18 protein-coding genes and 1 pseudogene are annotated in these 26,610 nt (G+C 70.6%); 12 read left to right on the top strand and 7 right to left on the bottom strand.

Going from position 1 to position 26,610, the window contains the following annotated elements; genetic code table 11:
• Positions 1–225: 225 nt before the first annotated feature.
• Both NQZ70_RS06720 and NQZ70_RS06725 read left to right on the top strand, forming a co-directional pair.
• Positions 226–900: a peptidoglycan-binding protein gene (locus tag NQZ70_RS06720; RefSeq protein ID WP_165373822.1), complete on the top strand. Its 675-nt coding sequence runs from the start codon at positions 226–228 to the stop codon at positions 898–900.
• 19 nt (positions 901–919) lie between these two features.
• Positions 920–2,692 (top strand): ComEC/Rec2 family competence protein, encoded by a 1,773-nt coding sequence (locus NQZ70_RS06725; RefSeq protein ID WP_129573473.1) that lies wholly within the window; start codon positions 920–922, stop codon positions 2,690–2,692.
• Here NQZ70_RS06725 and NQZ70_RS06730 read toward each other — a convergent pair.
• Positions 2,649–3,284: a GNAT family N-acetyltransferase gene (locus tag NQZ70_RS06730; RefSeq protein WP_129573474.1), complete on the bottom strand. Its 636-nt coding sequence runs from the start codon at positions 3,282–3,284 to the stop codon at positions 2,649–2,651. The two genes, NQZ70_RS06725 and NQZ70_RS06730, sit on opposite strands and share 44 nt — an antisense overlap.
• 643 nt (positions 3,285–3,927) lie before the next feature.
• Entirely contained in the window at positions 3,928–4,530 is a 603-nt protein-coding gene (locus tag NQZ70_RS06735; RefSeq protein WP_237245104.1) for a hypothetical protein, read from the bottom strand.
• On the opposite strand from NQZ70_RS06735, the pseudogene NQZ70_RS53270 reads away from it, so the two are divergent.
• A pseudogene (locus NQZ70_RS53270) lies at positions 4,484–4,672 on the top strand (STAS domain-containing protein); the annotation flags it as partial. The gene NQZ70_RS06735 and the pseudogene NQZ70_RS53270 overlap by 47 nt on opposite strands.
• Here NQZ70_RS53270 and NQZ70_RS06740 read toward each other — a convergent pair.
• Positions 4,587–5,855: a DUF2169 domain-containing protein gene (locus tag NQZ70_RS06740; RefSeq protein ID WP_129573475.1), complete on the bottom strand. Its 1,269-nt coding sequence runs from the start codon at positions 5,853–5,855 to the stop codon at positions 4,587–4,589. The pseudogene NQZ70_RS53270 and the gene NQZ70_RS06740 overlap by 86 nt on opposite strands.
• 269 nt (positions 5,856–6,124) lie before the next feature.
• On the opposite strand from NQZ70_RS06740, the gene NQZ70_RS06745 reads away from it, so the two are divergent.
• Positions 6,125–9,067 carry an SBBP repeat-containing protein gene (locus tag NQZ70_RS06745; protein WP_129573476.1) on the top strand — a complete coding sequence of 981 codons (2,943 nt, stop codon included), beginning with the start codon at positions 6,125–6,127 and terminating at the stop codon, positions 9,065–9,067.
• A 636-nt stretch (positions 9,068–9,703) separates the two neighbouring features.
• A complete protein-coding gene (locus NQZ70_RS06750) occupies positions 9,704–11,023 on the top strand; it encodes a glycosyl hydrolase 53 family protein (protein ID WP_129573477.1) in 1,320 nt (439 codons plus the stop codon).
• Positions 11,024–11,048: 25 nt separating this feature from the next.
• On the opposite strand, the gene NQZ70_RS06755 is transcribed toward NQZ70_RS06750, so the two are convergent.
• Positions 11,049–12,758, bottom strand: a complete 1,710-nt coding sequence (locus tag NQZ70_RS06755; RefSeq protein WP_129573478.1) for a right-handed parallel beta-helix repeat-containing protein — start codon at positions 12,756–12,758, stop codon at positions 11,049–11,051.
• A gap of 1,109 nt (positions 12,759–13,867) precedes the next feature.
• Between NQZ70_RS06755 and NQZ70_RS06760 the strand changes: the two genes are divergently transcribed.
• On the top strand, positions 13,868–14,650 hold the full coding sequence (locus NQZ70_RS06760) for a S9 family peptidase (protein WP_237245105.1): 783 nt from the start codon (positions 13,868–13,870) through the stop codon (positions 14,648–14,650).
• A gap of 99 nt (positions 14,651–14,749) precedes the next feature.
• On the opposite strand, the gene NQZ70_RS06765 is transcribed toward NQZ70_RS06760, so the two are convergent.
• Together NQZ70_RS06765 and NQZ70_RS06770 are read right to left on the bottom strand one after the other, a co-directional pair.
• Positions 14,750–16,006 carry a TIGR02270 family protein gene (locus tag NQZ70_RS06765; protein ID WP_129573479.1) on the bottom strand — a complete coding sequence of 419 codons (1,257 nt, stop codon included), beginning with the start codon at positions 16,004–16,006 and terminating at the stop codon, positions 14,750–14,752.
• 135 nt (positions 16,007–16,141) lie between these two features.
• Positions 16,142–18,304 carry a type VI secretion system Vgr family protein gene (locus NQZ70_RS06770; RefSeq protein ID WP_129573480.1) on the bottom strand — a complete coding sequence of 721 codons (2,163 nt, stop codon included), beginning with the start codon at positions 18,302–18,304 and terminating at the stop codon, positions 16,142–16,144.
• Positions 18,305–18,441: 137 nt separating this feature from the next.
• On the opposite strand from NQZ70_RS06770, the gene NQZ70_RS06775 reads away from it, so the two are divergent.
• The 4 genes from NQZ70_RS06775 to NQZ70_RS06790 are packed head-to-tail and all read left to right on the top strand — an operon-like array spanning position 18,442 to position 22,647.
• Positions 18,442–19,464 (top strand): DUF2169 domain-containing protein, encoded by a 1,023-nt coding sequence (locus tag NQZ70_RS06775; RefSeq protein ID WP_129573481.1) that lies wholly within the window; start codon positions 18,442–18,444, stop codon positions 19,462–19,464.
• Positions 19,461–20,561 (top strand): 3-oxoacyl-ACP synthase, encoded by a 1,101-nt coding sequence (locus NQZ70_RS06780; RefSeq protein WP_129581193.1) that lies wholly within the window; start codon positions 19,461–19,463, stop codon positions 20,559–20,561. The genes NQZ70_RS06775 and NQZ70_RS06780 overlap by 4 nt, the downstream gene beginning before the upstream one ends.
• Positions 20,558–21,883, top strand: a complete 1,326-nt coding sequence (locus tag NQZ70_RS06785; RefSeq protein ID WP_129573482.1) for a DUF4150 domain-containing protein — start codon at positions 20,558–20,560, stop codon at positions 21,881–21,883. Before NQZ70_RS06780 ends, NQZ70_RS06785 begins: the two co-directional genes overlap by 4 nt.
• Positions 21,884–21,885: 2 nt before the next feature.
• Positions 21,886–22,647: a hypothetical protein gene (locus NQZ70_RS06790; protein WP_129573483.1), complete on the top strand. Its 762-nt coding sequence runs from the start codon at positions 21,886–21,888 to the stop codon at positions 22,645–22,647.
• A gap of 21 nt (positions 22,648–22,668) precedes the next feature.
• Here NQZ70_RS06790 and lon read toward each other — a convergent pair whose 3' ends face one another.
• Entirely contained in the window at positions 22,669–25,080 is a 2,412-nt protein-coding gene (gene lon / locus NQZ70_RS06795; protein WP_129573484.1) for an endopeptidase La, read from the bottom strand.
• A gap of 118 nt (positions 25,081–25,198) precedes the next feature.
• Between lon and NQZ70_RS06800 the strand changes: the two genes are divergently transcribed.
• Together NQZ70_RS06800 and NQZ70_RS06805 are read left to right on the top strand one after the other, a co-directional pair.
• The gene (locus NQZ70_RS06800; protein ID WP_129573485.1) at positions 25,199–26,179 is read left to right on the top strand and encodes an alpha/beta hydrolase; all 981 of its coding nucleotides are present in this window, start codon (positions 25,199–25,201) and stop codon (positions 26,177–26,179) included.
• 16 nt (positions 26,180–26,195) lie between these two features.
• Entirely contained in the window at positions 26,196–26,582 is a 387-nt protein-coding gene (locus NQZ70_RS06805; protein ID WP_129573486.1) for an NFACT RNA binding domain-containing protein, read from the top strand.
• The last annotated feature ends 28 nt before the right edge of the window (positions 26,583–26,610 follow it).

A 26,610-nucleotide genomic window follows, 5' to 3' on the forward strand; every position in this document is an offset into this window, starting at 1 on the left:
CGCGGGACCAGGAGCCCGCTCGCCGCCTGCGCCATCACGATGAGCGCGGCGCCGCGCACCGCGCGCTCAGATCAGCGGCGCACGGCGCCCGAGCGGGGCGCGGTGGCGGTCTCTTCATGGCCCAGCGGCGTGGCCGCCAGGGCCACCTCCACTGCGGCGACGCCTCATTGGATCCGGCGGGTGAAAATCAATGCTACCAGGACCCCCCCAGATTACAATCGTCTGGTGCCGATCAGTCACCGCGTCGAGGAAGGCGAAGGGACGACGTCCATCTCGGAGAAGTACGGCTTCTTCGACCGCACCGTCTGGTCGCACCCGGACAACGCGGGGCTCCGCGCGCGCCGGCGGGACATGAACGCCCTTTTGCCCGGCGACGAGCTGGTCATCCCGGACAAGAGGATCAAGGAGGTCTCCTGCGCCACGGGCGCCAGCCACAGGTTCAAGCGCAAGGGCATCCCCGCCAAGTACCGGGTCCGTCTCGTCTCGTGCGGTAAGCCGCTGGCGGACCTCCCCTACGAGCTGGTCATCGACGGCGGCCTCAAGATCACCGGCCGCTCCGACGCCCAGGGTGTCGTGAAGAGCTACGTCCCCGCTGGCGCCCGGCGCGGCGTGCTCCGCGTGGATCGCTCGCCTCGCCCGCTGCTGGTCATCGGTATTTCCTTCGGCCGCGTCGGCCCCATCGAGGAGGTCAGCGGGGTCCAGAACCGGCTCAACAATCTCGGCTACGACTGCGGGGAGCCCGACGGCCAGTTCAACGACCGCACCCGCGCCGCGCTCCGCCTCTTCCAGCGCCGCGAGGATCTCACCGAGACGGGCGAGATCGACGACGCCACGCGCGAGCGGATCGCCACCCTGCACGACAACCTCGGCAGCGAAGCTCCCAGGAACCCGGCGATTTAGCCGCGGAGACGAGTACACCGTGGAAGGCAACTACGGCCGGCGGAGCTCGATCACCGGGGGGACGACGCCCTCCTTGGAAACCAACAACTACGCCGAGAGGGACGCGAAGGAGGAGCCGAACCTGGATTTCCGGTCAGTGACCGGGCGCAGCAAGCTAAGACAAAAGCGGATGGCCGAGCGCAAGTCCCAAGAGGCCCTCGAAGAGGCCAAGGGGAAAGAGCCGGAGCGGACCACCCTGGAGAGGCGCGGGAAAATCGCGACCGAAGATTCCTCGACGGACACGATTGCGGTGGACGGAGACCTGGTCCTCCACTTCATCGACATCGGTCAGGGCAATTGCACCTTCATCCAGTGTCCCGGCGGCGAGACCATCCTCGTCGACTGCGGGAGCAAGAGCTGTAAGGAGCTGGTGGCCCCGCTTGCGCGGGAGTACATCAAAGGACTGCTCCACGTCAATCGGCTCGACTACCTGGTCATCTCGCACCCCGACGGGGACCACTATAACCTGCTGGCCGAGGTCCTGGAAGGCGTCGAGATCAAGACGGTCCTCTGCGGGGGCAAGGCGTCCAGCTACTCGGGCGACAGCGGGCAGTTCCTGAAAGAGCTGCTGGCAGAGTTCATCGAAAACGAGAAACCCTTCTCGGAGTCCCCCAAGACCGATGTGGGCAAGCGACTGATCCAGTGCGCTGGGATGGACGTCTGGATCGTCAGCGCCAACGCGAGACTGGCGGACCGCGGGGAGATCAACGCCTTGGAGACGACCGGCGCGCTGCGGGGCACCGAGGCCAACACGGCCAGTGTCGTGCTCGCCCTCCGTTACAATCAGAAACAGGTGCTGATCTGCGCCGATGCAACCTTCTCCACCGAAGCTTACATCTTGTTCCACACTGAGTGGAAGGACGATCTCAAGTCGTTCGCGCTCGCGGGCGGTCACCACGGCTCCGCGCAATCGTTCTCGGTGAATTTTCTGAAGGCGGTCAATCCCTCCTGGGTCCATTTCAGCGCCGATAACAGGGACCGATTTCGCCACCCCACCTGGGAGGTCGTAAAGCGTGTGCTCGAGCACTGCCCGAACGTGCAGTCCACCGCCGAGTTCGGCCCCCACGGCGTCGTCATTGGCCCCAGGCTGAACGTGGGGCTCGAATCTCAGAAAAAGGGGCAGGAGCAGCTCATCGAGATGCCTCATCGCGTGAAAGCCGTGCTCGAACGGATGAAGGCGGGAGCAACAATGACGGGCAAGGATGCCCTCACTGTGCTGCTGAAGGAGTGGGGCTGCAACGCCACCTCGCCAGAGAGCTCGAAGATCGCGGAGTCTTGGGTAAATGAGTGTTTTATCCAACAACAGGACGTCTCCTTTTCCTCCTTCATCGACGACGGGTCGGATGACGACTACGATAGCCAAGGCGAGAACTTGGACGTCAGCCAGACTTTGGCCAACGATGGCCGAAATGAGAGCTTGGACGTCAGCCAGACTCTGGCCAACGATGGCCGAAACGAGAGCTTGGACGTCAGCCAGACTCTGAACGAATTTAGCCTGAACGACAGTCGTTACGAGGACCAACGCGAGCCGGAGCTGGACACGGGGCTGGTGGAATACTGGGGCGACCGCTTCAGCGAGCTGGTCGAGGAGCAGAATCGCCTCCAAGACTTACCGCTGGCCGGGGACGGGTACTACTGGGACTGGGCGGTGGTGGACTTCAACCTCTTCACCACGCTCACCACCGCCAACCTGGGCGTGTACTGGATCCTCACCGTCCCGTACGATGGCGATCCGTGGACGGACCAGGCATGACCGCGGGCCCGCCCTCGCGGAGGTCCCGGCACAGCTGCACCACGTCGGCGTAGCGTCCGGGCGCCAGCTTCAGCGCGCGCCGCGACCGCCCCTCCTCCACGTACCCGAGGCTCCGGTACAGCGCCAGTGCCGGCGCGTTGTTCTCCGCGCAGTGCAGCGCCACCTGCTCAATCAGCCGGTGGCGCGACGCCCAGTCGTGCAGGGCCTCCAGCAGCGCGCGGCCGATCCCCAGCCTCCGGTAGCCCGCTGCCACCGCCAGCACCACCCAGCCCCGGTGCGCGGTCCGGCGGTGCTCGCCTCCCGAGAACTCCAGCCAGCCCACCAGCTGCCCCGCCGACTCCGCCACCAGCGTCAGCAGCCCGGGGTCGCGGTCCTGCGCAGCGATCCGGGCGATCTCCTCCTGCAAGGACGGCGCCGGCTCGTCCGGCTCCAGGATGGAGCCCGACTCCTCGACCCGCAGGAGCATCCGCAGCCGCGATACACCAGAGGCGTCGACGGGGTTCGCCCGGCGAACGGTCATCGGCTCCAGCCCGGGCGCGGCCAGCGACCGGGCAGGCACGTCGGGTAACGGCAGGGCGCTCCGAGATTGCATCCGCAGCAGCCAAAGCTACCCCAGGATCGTGGCCGCCGCGACGTGGCGCTCGCGCGCATCTGCGAACGAATGGCGTCGAGGACCGAAGCGGCTTGAGGGGATGTGCTTCCCCAACGGCCCAAATGCAAGGTGGCCGTCGACTGATCGGCCGTGCTGTCGCGCCACATGGCCCACAGCACCCCCGACAGCCGCCGCGCCAGCGCCACGGCCGCGATGTGGCGACCCCGGCGTTCGGCGATGGCGTCGACCCATCGGCCCAGCGGGTCGTCGCCACTACCGAGATGCGCGCGCTCCGGGCCATGGCGGTTCCGGCGAGGACGGCCGGCGCGACGCGCTGGTCCAGCGCGAGGCGACTGGCGCGCCGCGCGGGCGAACGACGGCGCGAACGAGGCTTCGAGGATGTCGCCCTCGCTCGGCGTGAACGGTAGAGGCCGATGGTCTGGCTGTGATTGGCGTGCTCTGACTGTGGTCGGCGTACGCTGACGGTGGTTGGTCGGTGACGGTGAAGGGGCCGCCGTAGCATCCTGGTCCTGGGCGCTTGTGCTCCCGGCAGCAACCGATCGAGCATGACATCAATGAGCACGAATGACGAGCTGACGCAGCTACGCCGGCGGATCGAGGAGCTCGAGCGGAGCGAGGCGCGTTACCGCGGTATCTTCGAGAGCTCCCCGATCTCCCTCTGGGAGGAGGACTGGTCGGCGGTCAGGCGGCACCTCGACCGGATCATCGCGTCGGGCGTCACCGACCTGGACGCGCACTTCCAAGCCCATGCCGACGACCTCTTCACGGGCATCGCCCTGGTGAAGATCCTCGACGCGAACAAGGCCACGCTAGAGCTCTGCCGGGCCTCGAGCAAGGGCCAGATCCTCGCCGGGCTGTCGGTCATCTTCGTCGAGCCCGCGGTGATGACCTTCCGCCGAGAGCTCGTCGCCCTGGGGAACGGGGCGACGTCCTTCGAGGAAGAGACGTTCATCTCCACGCTCGACGGCGAGCGGAGGACCGTCACGCTCCGGCTCGCGATGAGCGCGGGCTGCGAGCAGACGTGGGAGCGCTGTTTCGTGTCGCTCCTGGACATCACGGATCGCAAGCGGGCCGAGGAGGCGCTGCGCCAGAGCAAGGAGGAGACGATCCGCGCGCAGATGACCATGCTGGCGCAGCTGTCCACGGCGGTGATCCCGATCAGCGACGACGCCATCGTCATGCCGCTCATCGGGGCGCTGGACCGGGCCCGGATGCAGCAGGCCACGGGCGCGCTCCTGGACGAGCTGCAGCGGCGCCAGGCGAGGGTCGCCATCCTGGACATCACCGGCGTCCCAGGGGTGGACGCGGAGGCGACCCATGGGATCCTCCAGGCGGCGGGCGCCGTGCGGCTGCTCGGGGCAAAGGTGGTGCTGACGGGGATCCGCCCGGAGGTCGCGCGGTGCCTGGTCGATCTCGGCTCCGACCGGAGCGCCTCGAGATCCTCCTCGCCCACGGCCGCGTACCCTCGCACACCACCGAGCAGCACCGCCGATCCGCGTCGATCTGCAGCGTGTCGGCCCGCAGGGACAGCGCCGCTCCCTCGCGCGGCGCCCGCTCCTCGCGCCGGTAGAGCCGCGCGACGCCCCGGGCGCCCGGGAGCTGCGTGCGCAGCCGCGGTCGCTGCGCGACGATGCCCCCCAGCACCACCCACTCGTCGCCGAGCAGCCGCTCCATCCGCTGCTCGGGTGGCGCCGCCTGGAAGTACCCCCAGTCGAGCCCGTCGGGCACCTCCAGCGCCACGCCCTCGAGCCGCCTGGGATCCGCCGCCCCGAGCAGCGCCTCGCGCCGTGGCCAGCGGCGGGACAGCGGCCCCATCCCGTCCACCCGCACGCGCCTCTGCCCCTCGCTCCCCAGCGCGCTCCCCGCGCTCCCGTCGAGCGTCACGCACCGGTCGAGCCGCAGGGCCCCCTCCTGCACCACGGCCAGCCGGACCTGGATCTCCCCCGCGACCGTCGGAGGCACCCCTGCGTGTCCGGTCAGCAGCACGTCCACCTCGCGCAGGTACGGCGCCAGATCCCCCGCCGAGCGCAGCCCCACGCCCGAGGGATCCGGCACCTCGCCGGGCACGATCGGGTCCGGCTCACCGAGCGCCATCGCGCCCTCGGCCACGAGCCCGAACGTCGCCTTGACGACCGCGGTCACGTACCGCTGCCCCCGCAGCCCCCAGACCAGCGTCGCGGCCGAGGCGCGGCCGAGCGACGTCATCGCGACAGGCCATCGAGCGGAGCGCACGGTCCATGGCAGTACCACGGCGCGTCCTCCCGAGGCGAGGGCGATGCGCGGAGCGGAGAGGCCGCCGTGAGCGAGGCGGCGGCGCGCTGGCACCCGGGTCGGAAATCCCGCCGGAAAAGCCGGTCGATGGCGAGCGGTCGCCGGAGAGGGGGGCCGCGATAGAGCCCGCGTCCCCGAATGAAGCGCTGCGTCCCTGGGGGACGAGCACGCTGCCGCATATGCCCTCTCCCTCTGCATGGAGGCGGAACGATCCCGTCCTTGGCGCGGCGCTCGCCTGCGCGCGCTGCGGGCCCAGCCGATGAGCTGGCCTGCGGCCATGGGGTGCAGATCTGAAGCTTGAGAGGTCTGGCACTCTCGTTGCTCATGGCCCCCGCGAGAATCGGAGCGCGCTGAGGGGCTGTCCGGAAGCCCTGAGCTCTCGGTGACGAGGAAAAGCGCGCTCGTCGTGGACCGGCAGCGTCAAGGCCGGGTTCGCGGCCCCCCGACGGGCTGGAGAGCTCGGGGGCACCCGACAACGAGAATGAAACATCGGGTTCTCCCAGCCTCAGGGCCACTTCGAATCGACATCATTACTGCGAGGTTCAAGCATGAAACGATTTCATGGTGAGACGCTCTCCGTGTGCATCCTGGCAGCAGGCGTCGCCGCTTGCAGCGGCTCGACCGGCGATCCTCTGCCGGTGGGCTCGACGAGAGGCCCCCAGCCCGACCAGGCTGCGCCGATCTCCTCCGCGGACGACGGCTCCGGAGCGGAGGGGGATGATCTCGCCCCCGCTGGAGAGCTGAACGACGATACAAGCGCGACCGAGGAGGAGCTGAGGCCCAGGGAGGACGACTCCCCCCTGTCCACCCTCCCGTTCGACCCCACGGGCGGAGATCGCGCGAATGGCCTCCCGCTCCCGTTGCAGAACGTGACCTGCCCGAGCTTCGAGGGACTCACGTGGCATGACGAGACGCCCACGGCCGGCGCGGACCTCGGGAACGCGGTCGCCGCGTCCTGCGATGCCGTCTACCAGGTCGGGTCCACCACCGGGGCCATCTCGGGCGAGGTGAACAGCGGCGCGAGCGACGCCTTCATCCGCAAGGTCGGGCAGGACGGGAAGCTCGTGTGGGGCGCGCAGATCGGCACGTCGGCGAACGACCAGGCGACGGGCGTCGCCGTCTCCTCGGCCCAGTGCCCCACGGGCAGCAACGCGTCGCTCTACGTGGTCGGCCACACGAGCGGCGCGATCGAGGCCGGCCAGCACAAGGGATCTTCGGACGCCTTCGTCGTCAAGCTGAACGCAAACGGGACCGAGGCCTGGCGGCGCCAGCTCGGTACGGCTGCGGTGGATCAAGCGTGGTCCGTGGCCCACGCGCCTGACGGCAGCGTCTACGTGGTGGGCTCCACAGGCGGGAATCTCGCCGGGGTGAGCCCGCCGCCGACCAGCGGCACCACGTCGCTGTTCGTGGCGAAGTATTCGGCGAGCGGCGATCTCGTCTGGACCAGGCAGCTCGGAGTGAACAACAAGACGACCATCGCGCGCAGCGTCTCCGTCGGCGCGGATGGGCAAGTCTACGTCGCCGGTTACACCACCGGCGCGCTGGCAGGCCAACCGTACGCGGGCGGCAGCGCTGACGCCTTTGTCGCCCGCTACAGCGACAGCGGCGCCCTGGGCGGGGTGGCGCTCCTCGGCACGAGCCTCCAGGACCAGGCGTTCAGCCTGACCACCGCGGTGGAGTCGGGTCAGACCGTCGTCTACGTCTCCGGCACGACGAACGGGAACTTCCCCCCTTATGCCTCTTCGACGACATATGACGCCTTCCTCGCCAAGCTGGACGCGAGCCTCACCACGCAGTGGATCCGGCAGACCGCGGCGAGCGAGAACGTCTCCGCGACGTCGGTGGCCGTCGTCGGTGGATCCGTCGTGTTGACCGGCGAGACCCGCCGCGACCTCGACTCCGACGCGCCCCTCGGGAGCGCGGACATGTACCTGCGCGAGTACAGCGCGGCGGGGGCGCACCTGCGCACCGAGTACATCGGCACGAACGCGATGGAGGCGGGACAAGGCGTCGCCGTCGATCCGAAGGGCAACGTCTTCCTGACGGGCAGGACCGACGCGCCGTTCTGCGGTCACTCCTTCGGCGGCGGTGGCAGCGACGCCCTCCTCGTCAAGGTCATGAAGGGGTGCCGCGTGGACACCCCGGACCCGTCCTGCAAGCCCGCCACGTGCAACGGAGATCCCCATTATGTCAGCTTCGATCGTGTCGCCTTCGACTTCCAGGGGGAGGGCGACTTCGTGCTGGCGACCAGCGCGGCCACTCCCGATCTGGAGATCCAGATCCGGCAGTGCCCCGTGTCGCCGGGCGTCTCGACCGGCCGGGCCGTGGGCGCGCGCGTCGCGGGTGATCTCGTGGAGTTCCACGCGACCGGCGCGCTCTACGTGAACGGGCAGCCGACGACGGTGCCGTCGAGCGGCGCGCTCGCGCTCGCCGGCGGCGGGAGCGTCTACCAGTCCGCGAGCGGCAGGACCGTGCTCGCCTGGCCGACGGGAGAGCGGCTGGCGCTGCGTCCGAGGAGCTATTCCCTCGGCTTGTACCTGGACACGCTCTTCCTCGTCCCGCCGGCCAGCGTGGGCAAGATGGTCGGCCTCTTCGGGAACGCCGATGACGACGCCACCAACGAGTTCATGATGGCCCGCGACGGCAGCGTGCTGAGCAGCGCGCTGACGTTCTTCGAGATGTACCAGGACACGAACAGCTACGCGGACGTCTGGCGGGTGGGCGCCGCCCAGGGCGACGTCGCGCTCATCCAGCAGGGCACGCCGTGCGGCGGTCCGGCCGGTCCCGGGCAGCCGGCGTGGCTCAACAGCCTGACCCCCGCGCAGCGGGCCGCGGGCGAGCTGGCCTGCGCCGGCATCACCGACGAGGTCATCAAGCAGACGTGCATCCTCGACGTGGGCCTCACCGGCGACCCGAGCTTCGCGGTCTCGGCCCAGGAGGCCGCCACGGATCTCGCGAGCCACGGGCAGGGCGGGCCGATCATCGACAGCCCTCGCAGCGTCTACTTCAACAACTTCACCGGATCCATCGGCCCGGAGTGGGAGTCCATCGTCACAAGCGTCACCCCGCTCGGAGACCGCACCTTCCTGGGGCAGTTCGGCAACGAGACGGCGCACCTGACGCTCGACGAGCTCGCCCCCCACACCGAGCTGACCGTCAGCTTCGACCTCTACGTCATCAACGCCTGGGACGGCGATGGGCCCTTTGGCCCCAGCGTCTGGACGGCCTCCGCGGACGGCGTCGAGCTGCTCAGCGAGACCTTCTCCAACACCCTGAGCACCCAGAGCTATCCGCTGGACGGGAGCCTGGCCGGGTCGGGAGCGCTCGAGGTGAACACGCTCGCCTATCCGTACGGCGACTCCGTGTATCGCATGAAGCTGGTCTTCCCGCACTCCGCGCCCGACCTCGCGCTCGACCTGTCCGCGTCCGGGCTGATCGGCCTGTTCGATGAGGGCTGGGGCGTGACCAACATCGAGGTCCAGGGGCGCTGACGCTCCCCGCATTGGCCGTGAAATGACCTCGACGGGCGGGCCTCTCCATGCTCTCTCCTGCCGCGGCGGCCGCGAGGAAGAGCCGCCATGCTCCCCGTCGAGGTGCACGAGCATGCAAGCCTCGTGACGCCCGTCGATCGCCCGACCCTACCGAGCCACCTCGTCCCTCGCGCCGTTCCGCTTGCGCTAGAGCGCCTCGTCGCGTGCCGGTCTGCCGTCCTCTCCGCGATATAAAAGTACCTCCCGACGCGATCTTCGCCGCTCTCGAGGTTTCGTGATCGAATCGTGATTGGTCGCGGGCGGCTCGATCCACCTTGTGATCGGATGTGACGCTGCACGCGATGGCCGGCGGTCGCCTCGCGTCGTCGTTCGGCTGAACGGCGGCGCACAGCCCGCGAGGCTCATCGGCCTCGCGGGCCGCGTCGCGTCACGCCCACGATGGCCATCGCCTCGCCGCAACGGACGGTGGCCGACACGATGCTGACATCGGAAATGTGAGCGCTCACATAGAGGCCTGCTGGTGGTCTCTTGCTTCGTTCTGGAGGGGCGGTCATGCGCCCCGCAGGTGAGCCGCCGGAGGACGAGGATTTGCCCGCGGACCGACTCGTGTCTCGCGTCCGCTGAAAGGATGTTCCCATGCGATCTTGCTTATCGGCAGCGACGGCCGCCGGCCTGGTGCTCCTCGGAGCGTGCGCGGTGGACGACGGCGGCACAGGAGGTAACCGAATCGACGACACTTCCAGCTCGGTCGGGTCCACCGGCTCCGGCGGGTCCACCGGCTCCGGCGGGTCCACCGGCTCCGGCGGGTCCACCGGCTCCGGCGGGTCCACCGGCTCCGGCGGAACCTCGAGCTCGGGTGACGCGACGAGCACGGGTGGGGAGGCGGCCGGCGGGACCGGCATGAGCGGTGGTGCCTCGGGGAGCGGGGGCGCCGATCCCGGCACCGGCGAGATCTTCAACCCTCCGTATATCCTGGGTGCCGATATCTCATGGACCCTCGAACAGGAGTCGATCGGCCGGCGCTACCGAGACCAGGGCCAGACCAAATCCATCGAGAGGATCTTGGTCGACCACGGGTTCAACTTCGTTCGGCTCCGGACTTTCGTGTGTCCGGATTGTCCGGGAGGTTACACCTCGGAGCTTTATTCGGGCGCTCGCCCGACGGAGGCCTTCGGCGACACCGCGCATACCATCGCCATGGCGAAGCGGGTCAAGGCCTGCGGGATGGGCCTGTTCCTCGATTTTCACATGAGCGACACCTGGGCGTCCATCGGTCACCAGAACGTACCGTCCGCCTGGGCTGGGATGAACCCCTCTCAGATGCAGGAGGCCGCCTACGGCCACGTAAAAGGTGTGCTCGATGAAATGGTGGCCGCTAGCGTGAAGCCGGACATGGTCCAGGTCGGCAACGAGACCAACTCGCGCATGTCGGGGGTGTCCATGAGCAACTGGGCAAGCTTCTCCGGTCTCGTCAATGCCGGCATTCGGGCCGTGCGCGAGACCGACCCGAACATCATCGTTTGGGCGCAGCACGGCCGACCGCGACCCGACGGCGGCTTCCGCCCCTGGGTCGACGCGCACTTGACCAACGATCCGCCCATCGACGTGGATGGAATCTGCGGCTCCACCTACGGAACCACCAACAATGGCCAGGACTGGAGTGAGGAATTCGGGTACGTCATCGATAAATACAAGCTGCCCGTGATGAGCTGCGAGTACACCGATGTCCGTAGGGATCTCATCAACTCCGTCGTGCGCGAGTTCCCGAACCAAATGGGCCGGGGCACGTTCCTTTGGGAGCCGACGGCGTATGGTGATCGCACGCTGTTCGACTTCAGCGACAATACCTATACGACCAACGCGAACATGGACGCATACGCGCGCTTGGCCGAGTCCTATGGACTTCCTGTGCCATCGACCCCTGCCGAAGAGCTCCAGGGAACGACGTGCCAGTAGCCCTGCTGTCGCGGGGCCTGTCGGATCAGACCCTCGACTGCCGGCCGCCCTCGCGTCGCGTCGTCCTCCGATCGCGGGAGCGCGCGGCGAACGCGGAGGCGAGCGCGAGGAACGCGAACCCGCCCATCCCGGCGGTGGCGTCCTCGGAACCGACGGCGCAAGCGCAACCCGCCGCGGAGCTCTCGTCTTCCGAGGTCCCTGCGCCTCCGGCGCGGCCTGTCGATTCGCCGTCGGTGCCGCCCGTGGCGCCGCCGGTCTCCGGGGAGCCGCCGACGCCCAGCGCGCCACCCTGGCCGGCGCCACCAGCTGCGCCCATTCCACCGCTGGTGCCGACCGTGCCACCGGACCCGTCGCCACCGCTCCCATGGGCCGCCGTGCCGCCCATGCCGCCGCCAGCGGTGCCCGAGCCACCGGCGGCGCCGCCGCCCGTCCCTTCGGTCGGCCCGGCGCCGAACTCGTAAGCTCCGAGGTCCGGCGCCGATCCGACGAACGGAAGGCCCACGTCCGTCCCTTTGTCGATCAAGGCGCTCTCGGCCTTGAGCTTCATGAACACGCACGCGGAGGGGAGGCTGCCGTCGGCCTCGCGGGGGCCGGTGCAACCGGCGTCGGACGTGCTCTCGAAGGCCGAGCTCGTCTCCGTGATGTTCAGGTCCCACGTGTTGAACGCGGTGTCGACGCCCCCCATGTTCGAGTTCTTGTTCGGGAAGCCGATGTTGTTCCGCATTTTGTGCGCGAGCGCTCCGGTCAAGATGATGGCCTGGCTGCTGTCGTCGGGCGGGCTCGCCAGCATGTTGTATTGGGTTCCATTCTTGTACGCGGTGTTGTTGAGCCAGGTGTTGCCGCCCGACGAATGGTTCGCGTAGAAGCCCGCGGCCTTGTTCTTCCAGGCCACGTTGTTCTGCACGATGTGCCGGATGCCCGTCTTGCTGCTGCCGACCTTGAACCCGTTGCCGTTGCCTTCGCTGCCCCGACCGTTCGACATGGCGAAGCTGCCCTCGGTGGTGACCGGCACCTCCTGCGAGATGTAGTCGTAGCCATCGTCCGAGTTGTTCCAGGCGCGGCACCCCCGGATGACCGTGCTGGGACCCGTCGTTTGGTAATGGACCCCGAAGCCGTCTCCGTTCTGGCCGTCGCCCTGGCTGCCGTTCTGGTCGTAGTTGTCGTGCGAATCGCAGTTGAGGACCAGGTTGCCGCCGTTGCCTTTATCGATGAACAGGCCGGACCCGAAGCCATGATGGAGGTCGAGCAGCTCGAAGATGTTGTTGCTGGAGCCCTTGGTGCGGAGCAGCGAGTACGAGTGGTCGCCGCTCCTGCCCACCTTGGCGTTGCCGATCTCGAGCCCTCGAAGGTGCATCCAGCTTCCGGTCACCAAGACCACCGGCACGTCGACGGCCGGGTTGCTGGTGACATACCTCGACGCGTCGAGCACCGGCTTCTCACCTGGGTAGGCCCAGATCTTGGTGCGGCTCGTATCCGAGGTGCCGCTCCTCGAAAGGACGAGCTGGGTCGTGATGTAGTAGGTGCCGCCGCGCACCCAGATGGTGTCACCGGCGGAGGCGGCGCTGTTCGCCTTGGAGAGGGTGGCGAACGGCTGGTCCATGGTCCCGCGGTTTGAATCGCTGCCGTCCGGGGCCACATAGTGCTCCGCCGCGCTCGCGTATCCGGTCGCCAGAAGCACGAAGAGGCCCGCGATCGTCGAGGTCGCCGCCAAAGACTGCTTTCGATTCATGCTCATCGGTGTAGCCTCGCGAGAAAGTGAAGTCGCCGACAAGAAGCGTCCGATTTCATTGCCAGTCGTTCGCGTCTCGTTCGAGCGACCATGTCAGGTTCGTGAGCGGCCCGGTGCAGTACCGCGGATCGCCGAGCGTGGTTCGGCGGTCGCGGCGACGGAGATCGGGAACGCGTCGTCCCCCTCTCCCCGTGTACGGGAGCGCTCTCGATCAATCACGGGTCGCTCGACTTTGTCATCGAGGGCTCGAAGAGTTCCCCTCAGATGGTAAGTTTACGTCGAGACAGGGCGCCACGGCTCCCTCCCACCCGGTCGTGGGCTCCTGAGGGGCTCGCCTGTGCGGGCGGCTCGGCGAGCGCCGCCCGCGCGAGCCGGGCGCGGGGGGCTGGTGAGCGGGGCGACCACGGCCGCCCGTGGCGACGGATCGGTCGCGGCGAGCTCCCCAGATCCGGGGTTTGACGCCCAGGTCCGGGGCTTGACGATTGGAATTGACATCCGACATGTGAACGTTCACAGTGACGCGGAAAGACATCCTTTTGCTTCGGCGATCGACGACGTGGATCGACGGCGTGCCACCGGGGTCTGTGGGGCGCCTGACGATCCGTGTGCATGTGCCCGTCAGCACCACGGGGGGATGGCAAGAGCAGATAGATATCGGGATGTTCCATAGCGCCGACCGATGGCGCGCACGGCCTTTGCCCGCGGTTCGCGGGAGAGACGCGAATGGGGTCCCTCTCTTCGCTTGCTCGATGTGATATGGAGTCGCTATGAAAAGCAAATCGACTTGGGCTTTCACCTGGGCCGCGCTGGGCATGATTGTCGGCGCTTGCGGCGGCTCAAGTGATGACGGCAACCTTGGGGGAAGCGGCGGAGCCGCGGCGGGCACAGGAGGGAGCGTGAGCAGCTCGGGCGGCGAGCAGGCGAGCTCCACCGGAGGGCCTCTGCCTGCGGGCTCGGGGGGCTCACAAAGCACGGCCGGAGGGGCTGACGCCTCCGGCTCGGGCGGCGCGGGCGGAGGAGCGTCTGCCGGCGGCGGGGAAATGGCGGGCGGGAACGGAGGCTCGGGCGGCGGCTTCACCGGCACGTGCACCGAGTCACGACCGACGGATCGAAGGGTGTCGGGGAGCGGCCCTCATCAGGTGGTCGTCGAGACGAACTCGGACCCGCGCATCAACGAGGGCACCATCTTCCGTCCGGCGGATCTCGGTGGTGGCACCAAGTATCCGATCTTCGTGTGGGGGCAGGGCGGATGTTCGCGAGACGGGCTCTCGACTGAAGCGGCCATGGCCGAAATTGCCTCGCATGGCTACTTCGTGGTGGCGGACGGGACACCGGGAGGCAAGGAGCCCAACCGCGATCTCGGGGGCGGAGGCGACGTGCTGCTCGCCTACGTCGACTGGGTGATCGCCGAGAACGAGAAGCCTTGCAGCGCCTACTACCACAGCATCGAGACCACGAAGGTCGCCGCGAACGGCTTCTCCTGCGGCGGCTTGATGGCGGCGGGGACCGCCGCAGATCCCAGGATGACGACCTGGGGACACACGAGCAGCGGCACCTTCTCGCCGGATCCGGCCTTCTACAACTCGATTCACTCGCCCGTGCTGATCGTCACCGGCACCGCGGATAGCCTGGGCGCGAACGAGAACGGCGCGAGAGACTACCAGAACATCGCCGCCCTGGGCGATATCCCGGTCATGATGTTCGCCAAGGTCGGCGCGGATCATGGCGGCGATCTGTGGGCTCGGAACGGCGGCGAGTTCACGCAGGTCAACCTGGCGTGGCTCAACTGGTGGCTCAAGGGCGACGTATCGGCCACGGGCAAGGGCATGCTCGTCGGCGCGAACTGCCGCTTCTGCAGCGACAGGACCTGGCAGATCTCTTCTGCCAACCTGCCGTAGCGCGAATCGCCCTCGGGCCGCCTTGCTCCGAGGAGCAGGGCGGTTCGACGGGCAAAGAGGGCCCGCAGGCCGCGGCGTGAAGGCGCTCGTCGGATCGCGCTAGCCGCGTCGCTCGAGCGCCTCTTGCTGCGCGAAGCCCGGCCCCCGCACCTCGAACACCGCCCGCCCCCGCTCCCGCAAGCTCAGCTCCACCGCCGCGGCCCGGCGCGCGATCTGGTTGCCCTCCCGCAGCGCCTGCTCCAGCCCCTCTCGCGTCATCGCCCGGCCGAGCAGGTACCGCGTCCCCGGCCGGTACTCCGCCGCGCGATGGCGCCACCAGGCCGAGATCCCCGCGACGTCGGGAAAGGCGAGGTCCCCGTCCGGATCCATCGCCACGGCCTCGTCGCTCGGATCGTCGGTCGGCCCCGCGCGGACGCCGCTCGGCGCCCTGCGCGCGAGCTGCTCGGCCGCCAGATCGAGCCCGGTGATCAGCGCGATCGCCTGACCCGCCAGGCGTGAGAGGGCCGGATCTCCCGCGACCTCCAGGAGCCACGGCACGGCCGCCGGGTCGCCCAGCGCCCACGCCGCCGCCACCGGCACCCGCGGATCGAGCGCGGACCTCTCCAGCGCGCGCAGCCAGGTGGACGCGACGGCCGGGGCCATCCGCCGCATCGCCATGCCCGCGGACTCGGCCGCGAACGGCCCGCCTCCGTTCGCGAGCTCCCAGAGCACCTGCGCGGACGCGCCCTCGCCGAGCAGCGCCGCCGACCACGCCGCCCAGAAGCGGCACGCCTCGTCGTCGGCGCGGAGCGACGCGCGCACCTCGGGGAGCAGGTCGACCCGCCCGAGCTGCCCCGCGGCCCGCAGCGCCCGCGCGCGCAGCCGCGGGTCGCGCGCGAGCAGCGCGTAGCCGAGCGGCGCGCCGGGGTCCTCCCCGTGCGCCGCGCACGCCGCGATCCCGAGCCATTGCAGCGCCGGCGGGCTCCGGCCGGCGAGGAGCCCGGGCAGGAGGCGCCGCACGCGCTCGAGCGGCGTCCACCCGAGCGCCGACGCGATGCCCCGCGACAGGTCCGGCGCCCCGCCGCCCACGTCGAGGACCCGCGCGAGCCCCCGCAGGTCCCAGCGATGCACCGCCACGACCGCCGCGCCGAACACCTCGCCCCCCTCGGCCCGCTGGAGCAGCGCGCGGCACGCCTCCCAGCCCGCGTCCCCCGCCAGCCTGAGCCCGTCGAGGTGCGCCTCCAGCCGGTCGTCGAGCTCGGCCAGGTCGTCGAGGCCGTAGGCCGCGCTCCGGGCGGCGCGATCCCGGAGGAGCCACAGGAACGCCGCCTGGTCGGCGTGCTCCTCGCACAGCGAGGCTTGCAGGGGCGCGCTCATCCCCTGGCGCCCGCGCGCTCGGCCGGCTCGCACCGAGCCGCCCCGGCTCCGGTGCACGCCGCCGCTCCGCCCCCGCTCGCTCGCCTCGCCATGCGCCCTCCTCCGGTCGATCCGCGGCCCCGATCGGACACGCCGTCAGTTCATCCCGATCTTGCCGCCCTTGACGCTCACGTTGCCCGAGGCTTGCACGCTCACGTCGCCGCCGGACTTCACCGCGAGCTTCTGCCCTTCCACCTGGATCGGGCCGTCGGCCTTCACGACGAGCTGCTTTCCCTGCAGCACGATGTCGCCGCTCTGCTTGATCAGGATCTGCGCGTCGCCGACCTGGATGGTGAGCGCCTTGCCCACGATGACGGCCTTGTTCTCGCCGATCTCGTCCCGCGCGCTCTTGCTGACCGTGACGGTCATGTCCTTGCCGACCGTGATGGCGTACGCCTCGTCCACGCTCACCGACTTGCTCTTGCCGACGGTCTCGTCGCTCGCCTCGCCGACCGATTCGGTCTTGCCCTTGCCGATCGAGATCGACGCCGACTTGCCGATCGAGACGCTCTGGCCGCCGCCAACGTCGATCGACTGGTCCTTGCCGATCGACTCGGCGTGGCCGCCCGCCACCGCGACGCTCCGGTCGCCGCCGACGTCGAGGCGCTCGTCCTGCCCGATGCTCTCCGTGTGCGTCTTCGTGACCTCGATGGCCTTGTGGCCGCCGACGACCTCGCGCTGATCGTTGTCCACGCGCTTGGTCCGGTCGCGGGCGACGTGGAGCGCCTCGTCGCGGCCGATGTCCTGGGTCCTGTCGTTCCGAACGACGGTGTTCCAGTCCTTCTGGGCGTGGAGGAAGACCTCCTCGGAGCCCTTCCGGTCCTCGAAGCGGAGCTCGTTGTAGCCCTCGCCGCCGGACGAGCTGTTCGATTTGAGGGCGCTCTTCGTCTTCTCGGCGGGCAGCGCGTACGGCGGCACGTTGGCGCCGTGGTAGACGCTGCCGACCACGAGCGGGCGATCCGGGTCGCCCTCGATGAAATCGACGACGACCTCGTGGCCGATGCGCGGCAGGACGACCGCGCCCCACGCGCTGCCGGCCCACATCTGGCTCACCCGGATCCAGCACGAGCTGCGCTCGTCCCGCTTGCCCTGCCGGTCCCAGTGGAACTGCACCTTGATGCGCCCGTGCTCGTCCGTGTAGATCTCCTCGCCCGCGGGGCCGGTGACGATCGCGGTCTGGACGCCCTTGATCGACGGCTTCTGCGTGACGAGCGGCGGGCGGAACGGGACGCCGGCGGGGATGGCCTGGAACCGCGTTTCACAGGGCGGCTTGCCCTCGTTCACCACGGCTTCCATGGCGGGCTCGTGGCCGCTGTGCTCGACGCGGACGAGGAGGTACGCCTGGTTCACGTCGTCGCGCGGGTGCTCGGCGAGCGAGAAGGTGCGGCCGGCGAGCAGGCGGGGGCACGCGGCCTCGCCCTCGGCGATGCGGCGCCTCGCCGCGAGCTCCTCCAGGCGGACGCGCGCGCGCTCGCGGCCCGCGCCCGGCGCGTCGTAATCGCCGGGGTGGTCGTAGATCTCGAGATCGTCGTCGCGCTCGCCCTGCTCGGAGCTCTCCAGCGAGAGCGCCGGCTTCTTGAAATTGTAATCGCGCAGCGTGACCTTGCCGGGCTGGACCTGCTCGGCGTAGCGGAGGCGGGAGACGTGCTCGCCGCTGACGAGCGCGCCGAGCGGCGGGCGGAACACGAGCGTCGCCTCGCCGTCGATCGGGGGGTGGGCCGAGGGGTCGTCGCAGAGCACGAGCGTGTGCGCCTCCGCGTCGTGATCGAACCAGTAGGCGATGCCCTCTTCCTCCATCAGCCGGCAGGCAAATGCCCAGTCGGTCTCGCGGTACTGCACGCAATACTCGCGGGGCGCGTAGCGCCCCCGGAGCGCGAAGCGGCAGTCGCCCGCGGCGACGCCGGCGGCCTCGAGGACCTTCTTCAGGATGTCGGGGACCGAGAGCTCCTGGAAGATGCGGCTGTCGCGCCGGTGGAGCAGGCGAAAGACGTCGGGGACCAGCACGGCCCTGTACGTGGTGAGCTTCTTCCCCTCTTCGCCGAGCTCGAAATGGGCGATGATCCCGTGGACGCGGCGGACGTCCTCGCCGACCCGGAAGCCGAGCGACGCGCGCTTTCCGACCGCGGCGCCGAGGGCGAGGTCGCCGGCGAGGCTCACGAGCGTGATATCGAACCGGAAGAGCTCGGAGATCGCCTCCTGCCCCTCGAAATGGACGACCCGGAGATCTCCGCCGACGCCTTCGATCTGGAATGTGTGCACGGATCCCGCTCCTCCCGAGAGGCGAGCGCACGGGAGCGCGCGCGCGAGCGCCCCGATACTACATGCTTCGCGCTTGGCGGTGTCGAGCTGCTTGTCGTGGGCCAGCGAGTCTGAAAACATCCCCGCTCACCGGCTGGATGCCCGCCCTCGACAACCTCACCCCGCTCGCGGCCGCCGATTTCCCGTCGCTCACGCGGGACGGCGTGGAATGCCTCGTCGTCGTCGTCGCCGGCAGCTTCGTCCTGCCGGCGCCGGGGCGGCCGGCCGCGGGGCCGCTGCGCCTCTGCGACGAGCAGCCCGCGCCGCGCGCGGCCGACGAGTACTGGGGCGAGCCCGGGGCGTCGAGCCTTCGCTATGAATCGGAGGCCGCGTACACGCGCCCGATGACGGACGTGCTGCTCCACGGCCACGCGTGGACCGCCGGCGGGCGGCGGGCGACCACGGCCTCGGTCGCGGTCCGGGTGGGCCGGGTCGAGAAGCGGGCGCTGGTCTTCGGCGCGCGCGTCTGGCAGCGGGGCAGGGCGGGGCTGTCCCCCTCGAGCCCGGAGCCGTTCCGGTCGATGCCGCTCCGCTACGAGCAGAGCTTCGGCGGGGCGGCGGCCGGCGCGCACGACGCGCGCAACCCGGTGGGCATGGGCCTCCATGCGAGCGAGCGCGAGGCGCAGGGCCGCCCCTTGCCGTTCATCGAGGACCCCGACGCGCTCATCGAGGGCTGGTCGGACCGGCCTCCGCCGTGCGGCTTCGGCCCGGTGGCCCGGAGCTGGCAGCCGCGCCTCGGGCTCGCGGGCACGTACGACGCGGCGTGGGTCGAGCGGCGCGCCCCGCTCTGGCCCGCCGATTTCGACGAGCGCTTCTTCCAGGCGGCGCCGCGGCGCCTCGCTGCCTCGCCGCACCTCCGCGGCGGCGAGCCCGTCCTCCTCGACGGCGTCTCGCCGGACGGCCCGATCGCGTTCTCGCTGCCCGTGTGCCGGGTGGTCGCGAAGTGCGCCCTCGCGCGGCGCGTGGAGCGGCGGCTCATGGCGCTCGACGCGGTCTACCTGGAGCCGGACGAGCGGCGCGTCTCGCTCGTCTACCGCGCGACGTTCGCGGCCCACGGCGAGCTCGCCGGGCACGAGGTCACCACCGTCCGCCTGCTGGAGCCGTGGGAGCACGCGCCGTGAGCGGCGAGCGCGTCGTGGGCCTCGGGCTGTGCACGCCGATCGGGACGACCGAGGAGATGACGCTCGCGTCGATGCGGGCGGGGCTCGCCCGCTTCGCCGAGGCCGCGGCGCCGGGCGTGGGCGAGCCGGTGCGCGCGTCGCGGCTCTCGACGCTCGATCCGTCGTCCACCCGCACGGAGCGGATGATCGCGCTCGGCCGCGCCGCGCTGGACGGCGTGCGGGAGCGGCTCAAGGCGTCCCCGACCGGGCGGGTGCCGCTCTACCTCGGGCTGCCGGAGCCGTCGCTGGGCGCGCCGGTGGCGCGCGAGCCGCTCCTCGGCGCGCTCCTGGCCGCGCCGCCGGGCCAGGCGGGGGGCGCGCTCGCGCTGGTCGGGGCGTTCGAGGGCGGGCGCGCGGCCTTCTTCGAGGCGCTCTCCGCGGCGATCGGGGACCTGCGCGCGGGCCGGGTCGGTTCCATGGCGGTGGTGGGCGCGGTCGACTCGCTCTGCGACGCGGATTCGCTCGCGGCGCTCGCGGCGGCGCGGCTGCACCTCTCCCCGCAGAACCGCGACGGGCGCATCCCGGGGGAGGCGGCGGGCTTCGTGGTCGTGGCGCGGCCCGGGGCCGCGGCGGCGATGGGCGTCGAGGCGCTGGGCGTCGTGCTGGGCGTCGCGCTCGGGGCCGAGCCCGCGCCGTTCGCGTCGCGGGTGCCGAGCGCGGCCGACGGGCTCACGGGCGTGTTCCGCGCGCTCCGGGGGGACGAGGCGGCGGGGGCGCGGCGCGTGGACGAGGTGATGAGCTGCCAGCCGGGCGAGTCGTTCTGGGCGACGGAGTTCTCGCGCGCGTACCTGCGCAACGCCGCGTGGATGCCGGAGCCGCTCGCGCTGCGCGCGGCGGGCGAGTGGCTGGGCGACGCGGGCGCGGGCGCCGCGCCGGTGATGCTGGCCGCGGCGCTCCACCGGCGGCGGAGGTGGGCGCAGGCGGCGAGGGCGGCCGGGCGGGCGCCGCGCGCGCTCGTGTACGGCAGCGCGGACGGCGGGCGGGGCCGCGGGGGGCGCGTGGGGGCGTGCGTGGTGGAGGGGGCCTCCGGGGGCTCCGGCGGAGGAGAGGGGCGATGAGCAACGTCTTCGCGAACGGCCGGCTGGTCCTGCATCAGGGCGACGGCCTCACGCACGTCGCGGCGCCGCCGGACGTCTGCAAGGTGCCCACGCCGGCCGGCCCGGTGCCCACGCCGTTCGTGAACACGGCGCAGGACGCGATGCTGGCCAAGGGCAGCAAGCAGACGAGCATCGCGGGCAACCCCGTGGCCCTCGCGAGCTCGGAGCTCAGCACGAGCACGGGCGACGAGCCGGGGGCGGCCGGGGGCGTCATCTCGTCGAAGATCAAGGGCAAGCTGACCTGGGGCGGATCGAGCATGGACGTGAAGGTGGAGGGCAAGGGCGTGGCCCGGTTCCTCGACCCGACCCTGCACAACGGCAACACCTTCAACACGGCGTTCATCTCGAACGGGCAGACGGGGCTGGCCTACGGCGACGACGCGCCGTGCGCGGTGTGCGAGCAGCCGGTCGACAACCACCGGGTTCACGAGACGGGCGAGGTGGTGGCGACCCTGCTCGACCTCTTCAAGGAGCTCCGGGACAGGTTCCGCGCGCAAGAGGCGCTCCTCCGCAGGTATCTCGAGGCCTTGAAGGAGCGGCGGAAGAAGCGGTCCGAGTTCGAGCTGGAGATCGACAAGGAGAGCAAGACGCTCGAGGCGCTGCAGGCGACCGCGGCGTCCGCCCTGGCAGCCCTCCAGAAGGCGCCCGCGGAGGGCAAGGCCACGCTCGGCAAGGCCTACGGCGAAGCCCGCGGCAAGGTCACGGCGAAGGAGAACGAGATCAAGGCCCTCCGGCGAGAGGCCGAGCGCGCGACCGAGGCCCTCTCGGCGGAGCTCCGCGACATCAACAAAGAGATCGCGGACTTGGGTCCTGTCCTCGGGGAGGACGAGAAGTCCGGGACGTACACCAAGGCCTATATGATCGGGGCGTGCATCTGCAAGTGCACGAGCAGCCCCAAGATGCTCGCGGCCGCCTCCGGCGAGGTCACGCCCGGCTTCAGGGGCGCCGTGAAGGCCACCGGGACGTTCGCGCTCGTCGACGGCTTCACGCAGAGCGAACGGCAGAAGAGCGCTCTCGAGAAGATGGACCGCAATGCCTGGGACTGCGCCGCTCCCAAGCTCCTCCAGGCAGGAGGCGCGGGCGGACACAAGGTCAAGACCATGTCGGAGAAGTGGTATTCGCCCCTGGGCAAGCTGGTCAAGGTGACGTACACGAGGACGGAAGGCGAAGTGACCGCGAGGGGCCCGCAGGAGTTCGATCACGAAGAGTCGGTGCCTTCGTGCGAGACCTGCCAGGAGCTCGTCCCGGAGATGCTCTGTGACAACCACGCGGAGTGTCCCTGACCATGGAAGAGCTCCTCGCGCTGCTGGACCGCTACGCGCCGGGGTACCGCGGCCGGATCCAGGGCGTCTACGGCTGGCGGCTCGACGAGCTCGAGGAGCGCTTCGGCCGCCCTTGCCCGGGCTTCTACCGCTCGTTTGCCCTGGCGATGGGCGCCGAGGGCGGGCCGCTGCTCGACGGCCTCCACGAGTACCACCCTACGAAGATCGCAGAGCTCTACGAGCTTGCCCCGTGGATGCCGCCGCGCCGCTTCCTCTACGCCTTCGGCGACGCTTCTCCGGACGGGCAGCACACGTTCCTCGATCTCGACGCTCCGTCCGAGGCCGAGGACTGCCAGGTGGTCCGCTTTCCGTTCGGCGAGCAGACGTGGAAGACGCGCCTCACCCGGCGGTTCGTGAGCCTCCGGGAGATGCTGTTCGTGCTGGCGATGAGGAATGTCCACCTCCCGACCTTCCCTCACCGCGCCGAGCATCTCTCCGCGGACGGGCCGGCGGGCGCGCCCCCGAGCGCCGAGGACGCGGCCGTGGTCTTCGAGCGGCTGGGGTTCACGCGGCTGCCGTACCCGCGGCGCTGCCTCCTGTTCGAGCGGCAAGACGCGGCCATCCTGCTCTACCGGCGCCCGGACGACCCGGGCTTCTCCATCCGCGTGGGGATGCGCGACGCCGGGAAGCTGCGGAGCTTCCAGGCCATCGTCGAGGATTCCGCCGGGTTGACCGAGCGGCGGGGGGCCGCTTCCGTCAACACCGACAGCGCCGATCGCCGCTGAGGCCGTCCCGGAGCGCGCGCCTCAGGACGCCCGCGCGTGCGGCATCTCCTCCGGCGCCTCCAGGCGGATCGGCCGGAGCCGCAGGCAGACCGCGATCGCCTCGTCGAGCGTGCTCACCAGGGTGAACTCCAGCGAGCGCCGCACCTCGGCCGGCAGATCGTCGAGATCCGCCTCGTTGTCCGCCGGGATCAGGATCTCGAAGATCCCCGCCCGGTGGGCCCCCAGCACCTTCTCCTTGAGGCCCCCGATCGGCAGGACCGTGCCGCGCAGCGTGATCTCCCCGGTCATCGCGATGTCGCTCCGCACCGGCCTGCCCGACAGGGCGCTCACCAGCGCCACAGCGATCGTCACGCCCGCGCTCGGGCCGTCCTTGGGCACCGCCCCCGCCGGAACGTGGACGTGCACGTCGCGCCGCAGCAGCCGATCGAGCGGCACGCCGAGCTCCGCCGCGTGCGCGCGCGCATAGCTCAGCGCCGCGCGGCCGCTCTCCTTCATGACCTCGCCGAGCTGCCCCGTCAGGACGAAATCGCCCTTGCCGGGCATCACGCTCGCCTCGACGTGCATGATGTCGCCACCCATCTGCGTGTAATACATGCCGGTCGCGACGCCCGGCTGATCGTGTTGCAGCCTCCGCTCCAGGCGCATCTTCGCGCGACCGAGCAATTCCTTCACGTCCTCTTCCGCGCTCACCACAGCCCGCTCGATCTCGCCGCCCGCGATCCTGCGCGCGGCCTTTCTCGCCAGGGCGCCGAGCGTCCGTTCGAGCTGACGTACGCCCGCCTCGCGCGTGTAGCCGCAGATGATCTCGCCGAGCGCCGCGCCCGTCACGCGCAGCTGATCCTCGCGCAGCCCGCACTCCCGCCGCTGCCGGGGGAGCAGGTACCTCCGGGCGATCTCGTGCTTCTCCTGCTCCGTGTATCCGGCGAACAGCGCGGTCTCCATCCGGTCGAACAGCGGCGCGGGGATCGTCTCCCGGAAGTTGGCCGTGCAGATGAACAGCACCTCGGACAGGTCGAACGGCAGGCCGAGGTAGTGATCGACGAAGCCCTCGTTCTGCGCCGGATCGAGCACCTCCAGCAGCGCCGCGCCCGGATCGCCCTGGAACGAGGCGCCGAGCTTGTCGACCTCGTCGAGGACGATCACGGGGTTCTTCGAGCCCACCCGCTTGATCCCCTGGAGGATGCGGCCCGGCATCGCGCCCACGTAGGTGCGACGATGTCCACGGATATCCGCCTCGTCGCGCGCCCCGCCCAGCGAGACGCGGACGTACTTGCGCCCGAGCGCCCGCGCGATCGACTCCGCGATGGACGTCTTGCCGGTCCCGGGCGGACCGAGGAAGAGCAGGATCGGGCCGCGGGAGACCGCGCGGCTCCGATCGCCCTCGCCTCGCGCCTGCTCGACGCGCAGCTTGCGGACGGCGAGGAACTCGAGCACCCGGTCCTTCACGTCGCCGAGGCCGTGGTGATCCTCGTCGAGGATCGCCCGCGCCCGATCGAGATCGACGTGGTCGTCGGTGCGCTGGCTCCAGGGCAGATCGGCCACCCACTCGAGCCAGGTCATCAGCACCTGCGCCTCCGGCGATGTCTCCCGTCCCATGCGCCGGAGGCGCGAGAGATCGCGCCGGGCCTCCTGCAGGATGTCCGCCGGGAGGCCCGCCCGCTGCAGCTTGTGCTCCAGACGTGCCGCGGCGTTCTCGTCGTCCTCCTCGCCGAGCTCCTTCTGGATCGCGCGCAGCTGCTCGCGCAGGTAGAGCTCCCGCTGCCGCTCGCCGAGCTCCTCCTCGACGGTCGTCCGGATCTTCTCCTGGGTCTCCACGATCCCGATCTGCCGATAGAGGTGCAGCGCGAGGCTGCGCATCCGCTCTTCCGTCGAGAGGATCTCGAGCAGCCCCTGCTTCTCGGGGGTCGGGAGGTCCAGGTAGAAGGCGATGTGGTTCACGAGCTCGGCGGGCCCGTACATGCTGCCGACGAACTGCTTGAGAACGTCCTCGGGCGCGCCGCGGTGGCGGCCGTACTCGACGGCGCGCTCGCGCACCTCGCGGGAGAGCGCCTCCAGGGCGCTGTCCTCCTCTGGACGGAGGGGGAGATCGGCCAGCTCGATGACCGGGGCGCGGATCACGCCGTCGACCTCGGTGTAGCGGGGCGCGGCCGCTCGCCGCTCGCAGTACAGCACGAGCTGGAGGCCCGAGCCGAACCGCTGCACCTGGGTGATGCGGGCGATCACGCCGATCGAGAAGAGGCCGCCCGTGGTGGGCTCCTCGGCGGCGTCGCGCTGGGCGACCGCGAAGATGCGCTTGTCTTCTCCCTCCATCCGGAGGGCGGCCTCCACCGCGCGGAGCGTCTTCAGCCGTCCGACCGTGATGGGCGTCGCTATCCCAGGGAAGAGCACGGTGTCGCGCAACGACAGCACGGGCAACGATCGGCGCTCGGGCATGGCCGGATCGTCGTGCGAAGCTCATGCCACGGAGGACCGTACCGAAAAGTCCTTTCGGCGCGGAAGCATCGAGAATCGTGGTCAGTCGCGCGCGGAGCGGTGGTAGGGTCCTCTCCCGATGCCCGCGGACACCTTCACGTTTCAGGCGGACGACGGTCGAGAGCTCTTCGTGCACCGCTGGCTCCCGGACGACGGGGCGCGCGGCATCTTCCACATCGCCCACGGCATGTCCGAGCACGCGGGCCGCTACGCGCGCCTCGCGCACGCGCTCTGCGCCGCCGGGTGGGCCGTCTACGCGAACGACCACCGCGGCCACGGCAGGACGGCGCGCGATCGCGGCGAGCTCGGCTTCTTCGCGAGCCAGGGCGGCTTCCAGCGGGTCGTGCGCGATCTCGCGGCGCTCATCGCCCGCGAGCAGGAGGAGCACCCGGGCCTGCCGGTCGTGCTCTTCGGCCACAGCATGGGCTCCTCGCTCGTGCAGGAGTACCTGATCGAGCGCGGCGGCTCGATCCAGGGCGCGGTGCTCTCGGGCTCCTCGGGCAAGCCGAGCCCGCTCGTCGACGCGGGCCGGCTCCTCGCGCGCGCGGAGCGGCGGCGCCTGGGCGAGCGGGGCAAGAGCCAGCTGCTCCAGTCGATGAGCTTCGACAGCTTCAACAAGCAGTTCGCGCCGGCGCGCACGCCCTTCGACTGGCTCTCTCGCGATCGCGCCGAGGTCGACGGGTACATGGCCGATCCCCACTGCGGCTTCCCGGCGACGGTCTCGCTGTGGATCGACCTGCTCGACGCGATGGTGGAGATCGCGCGGCCCGAGCGGCAGGCGCGGATCCCGAAGGATCTGCCGGTCTACGTCTTCTCCGGCTCGCGCGACCCGGTCGGCGGCCCGCTCCGGGGCGTGACGCAGATGATCGAGGCGTACCGCGCCGCCGGCCTCCGCCGGGTGACGCAGCGGATCTACCCCGGCGGGCGCCACGAGATGCTGAACGAGATCAACCGCGAGGAGGTCGTGCGGGACCTGCTCGCGTGGCTCGGCGCCGAGGTGAAGACCGAGGCGGCGCCCGCGCGGCCCGCGCGGCCGAGCGCCGGCGCCGCGGCCGGTTGACGGCGGGGGGCGGGGGATGGGCAGCAAGGGGCGGCCGTACCGCACGCTCACGTTCGACGGCTTCGAGGTGCTCGTCGGCCGCGGCGACGACGACAACGACGCGCTCACCTTCGAGATCGCCGAGCCGCACGACCTCTGGCTGCACGTGGCCGGCGGCACGCCGGGCAGCCACGTGATCGTGCGCAACCCGGGGCGCGGGGAGCTCCCGCGCGAGGTGGTCGAGCGCGCCGCCGCGGCGGCCGCGTGGTACTCGAAGGCGCGGGGCGCGGCCAAGGTGGAGGTCCACGTCTGCCGCGTCGCCGACGTGAGCAAGCCGCGCGGCGCCCCGGCCGGGCTCGTGCAGCTCGCGCGGTGGAAGAGCGTGCGCGTGCGGCCGGAGATCCCGGGGCGCGAGCCGGGGTGAGCCTGGCGGCGGCCGGTCCGCCGCCGGC

It is taken from the genome of Sorangium sp. So ce836 (assembly GCF_028553905.1).
GTDB lineage: Bacteria > Myxococcota_A > Polyangia > Polyangiales > Polyangiaceae > Sorangium > Sorangium cellulosum_D.

Excerpts from the sequence above, each read along its gene's own strand:
- NQZ70_RS06775 (WP_129573481.1), top strand. The coding sequence starts at position 18,442 with ATGCCCGCCCTCGACAACCTCACCCCGCTCGCGGCCGCCGATTTCCCG.
- NQZ70_RS06790 (WP_129573483.1), top strand. The coding sequence starts at position 21,886 with ATGGAAGAGCTCCTCGCGCTGCTGGACCGCTACGCGCCGGGGTACCGC.
- NQZ70_RS06755 (WP_129573478.1), bottom strand. The coding sequence starts at position 12,758 with ATGAGCATGAATCGAAAGCAGTCTTTGGCGGCGACCTCGACGATCGCG.
- NQZ70_RS06730 (WP_129573474.1), bottom strand. The coding sequence starts at position 3,284 with ATGCAATCTCGGAGCGCCCTGCCGTTACCCGACGTGCCTGCCCGGTCG.
- NQZ70_RS06750 (WP_129573477.1), top strand. The coding sequence starts at position 9,704 with ATGCGATCTTGCTTATCGGCAGCGACGGCCGCCGGCCTGGTGCTCCTC.
- NQZ70_RS06800 (WP_129573485.1), top strand. The coding sequence starts at position 25,199 with ATGCCCGCGGACACCTTCACGTTTCAGGCGGACGACGGTCGAGAGCTC.
- lon (WP_129573484.1), bottom strand. The coding sequence starts at position 25,080 with ATGCCCGAGCGCCGATCGTTGCCCGTGCTGTCGTTGCGCGACACCGTG.
- NQZ70_RS06805 (WP_129573486.1), top strand. The coding sequence starts at position 26,196 with ATGGGCAGCAAGGGGCGGCCGTACCGCACGCTCACGTTCGACGGCTTC.
- NQZ70_RS06785 (WP_129573482.1), top strand. The coding sequence starts at position 20,558 with ATGAGCAACGTCTTCGCGAACGGCCGGCTGGTCCTGCATCAGGGCGAC.
- NQZ70_RS06765 (WP_129573479.1), bottom strand. The coding sequence starts at position 16,006 with ATGAGCGCGCCCCTGCAAGCCTCGCTGTGCGAGGAGCACGCCGACCAG.
- NQZ70_RS06740 (WP_129573475.1), bottom strand. The coding sequence starts at position 5,855 with ATGGCCGCAGGCCAGCTCATCGGCTGGGCCCGCAGCGCGCGCAGGCGA.
- NQZ70_RS06745 (WP_129573476.1), top strand. The coding sequence starts at position 6,125 with ATGAAACGATTTCATGGTGAGACGCTCTCCGTGTGCATCCTGGCAGCA.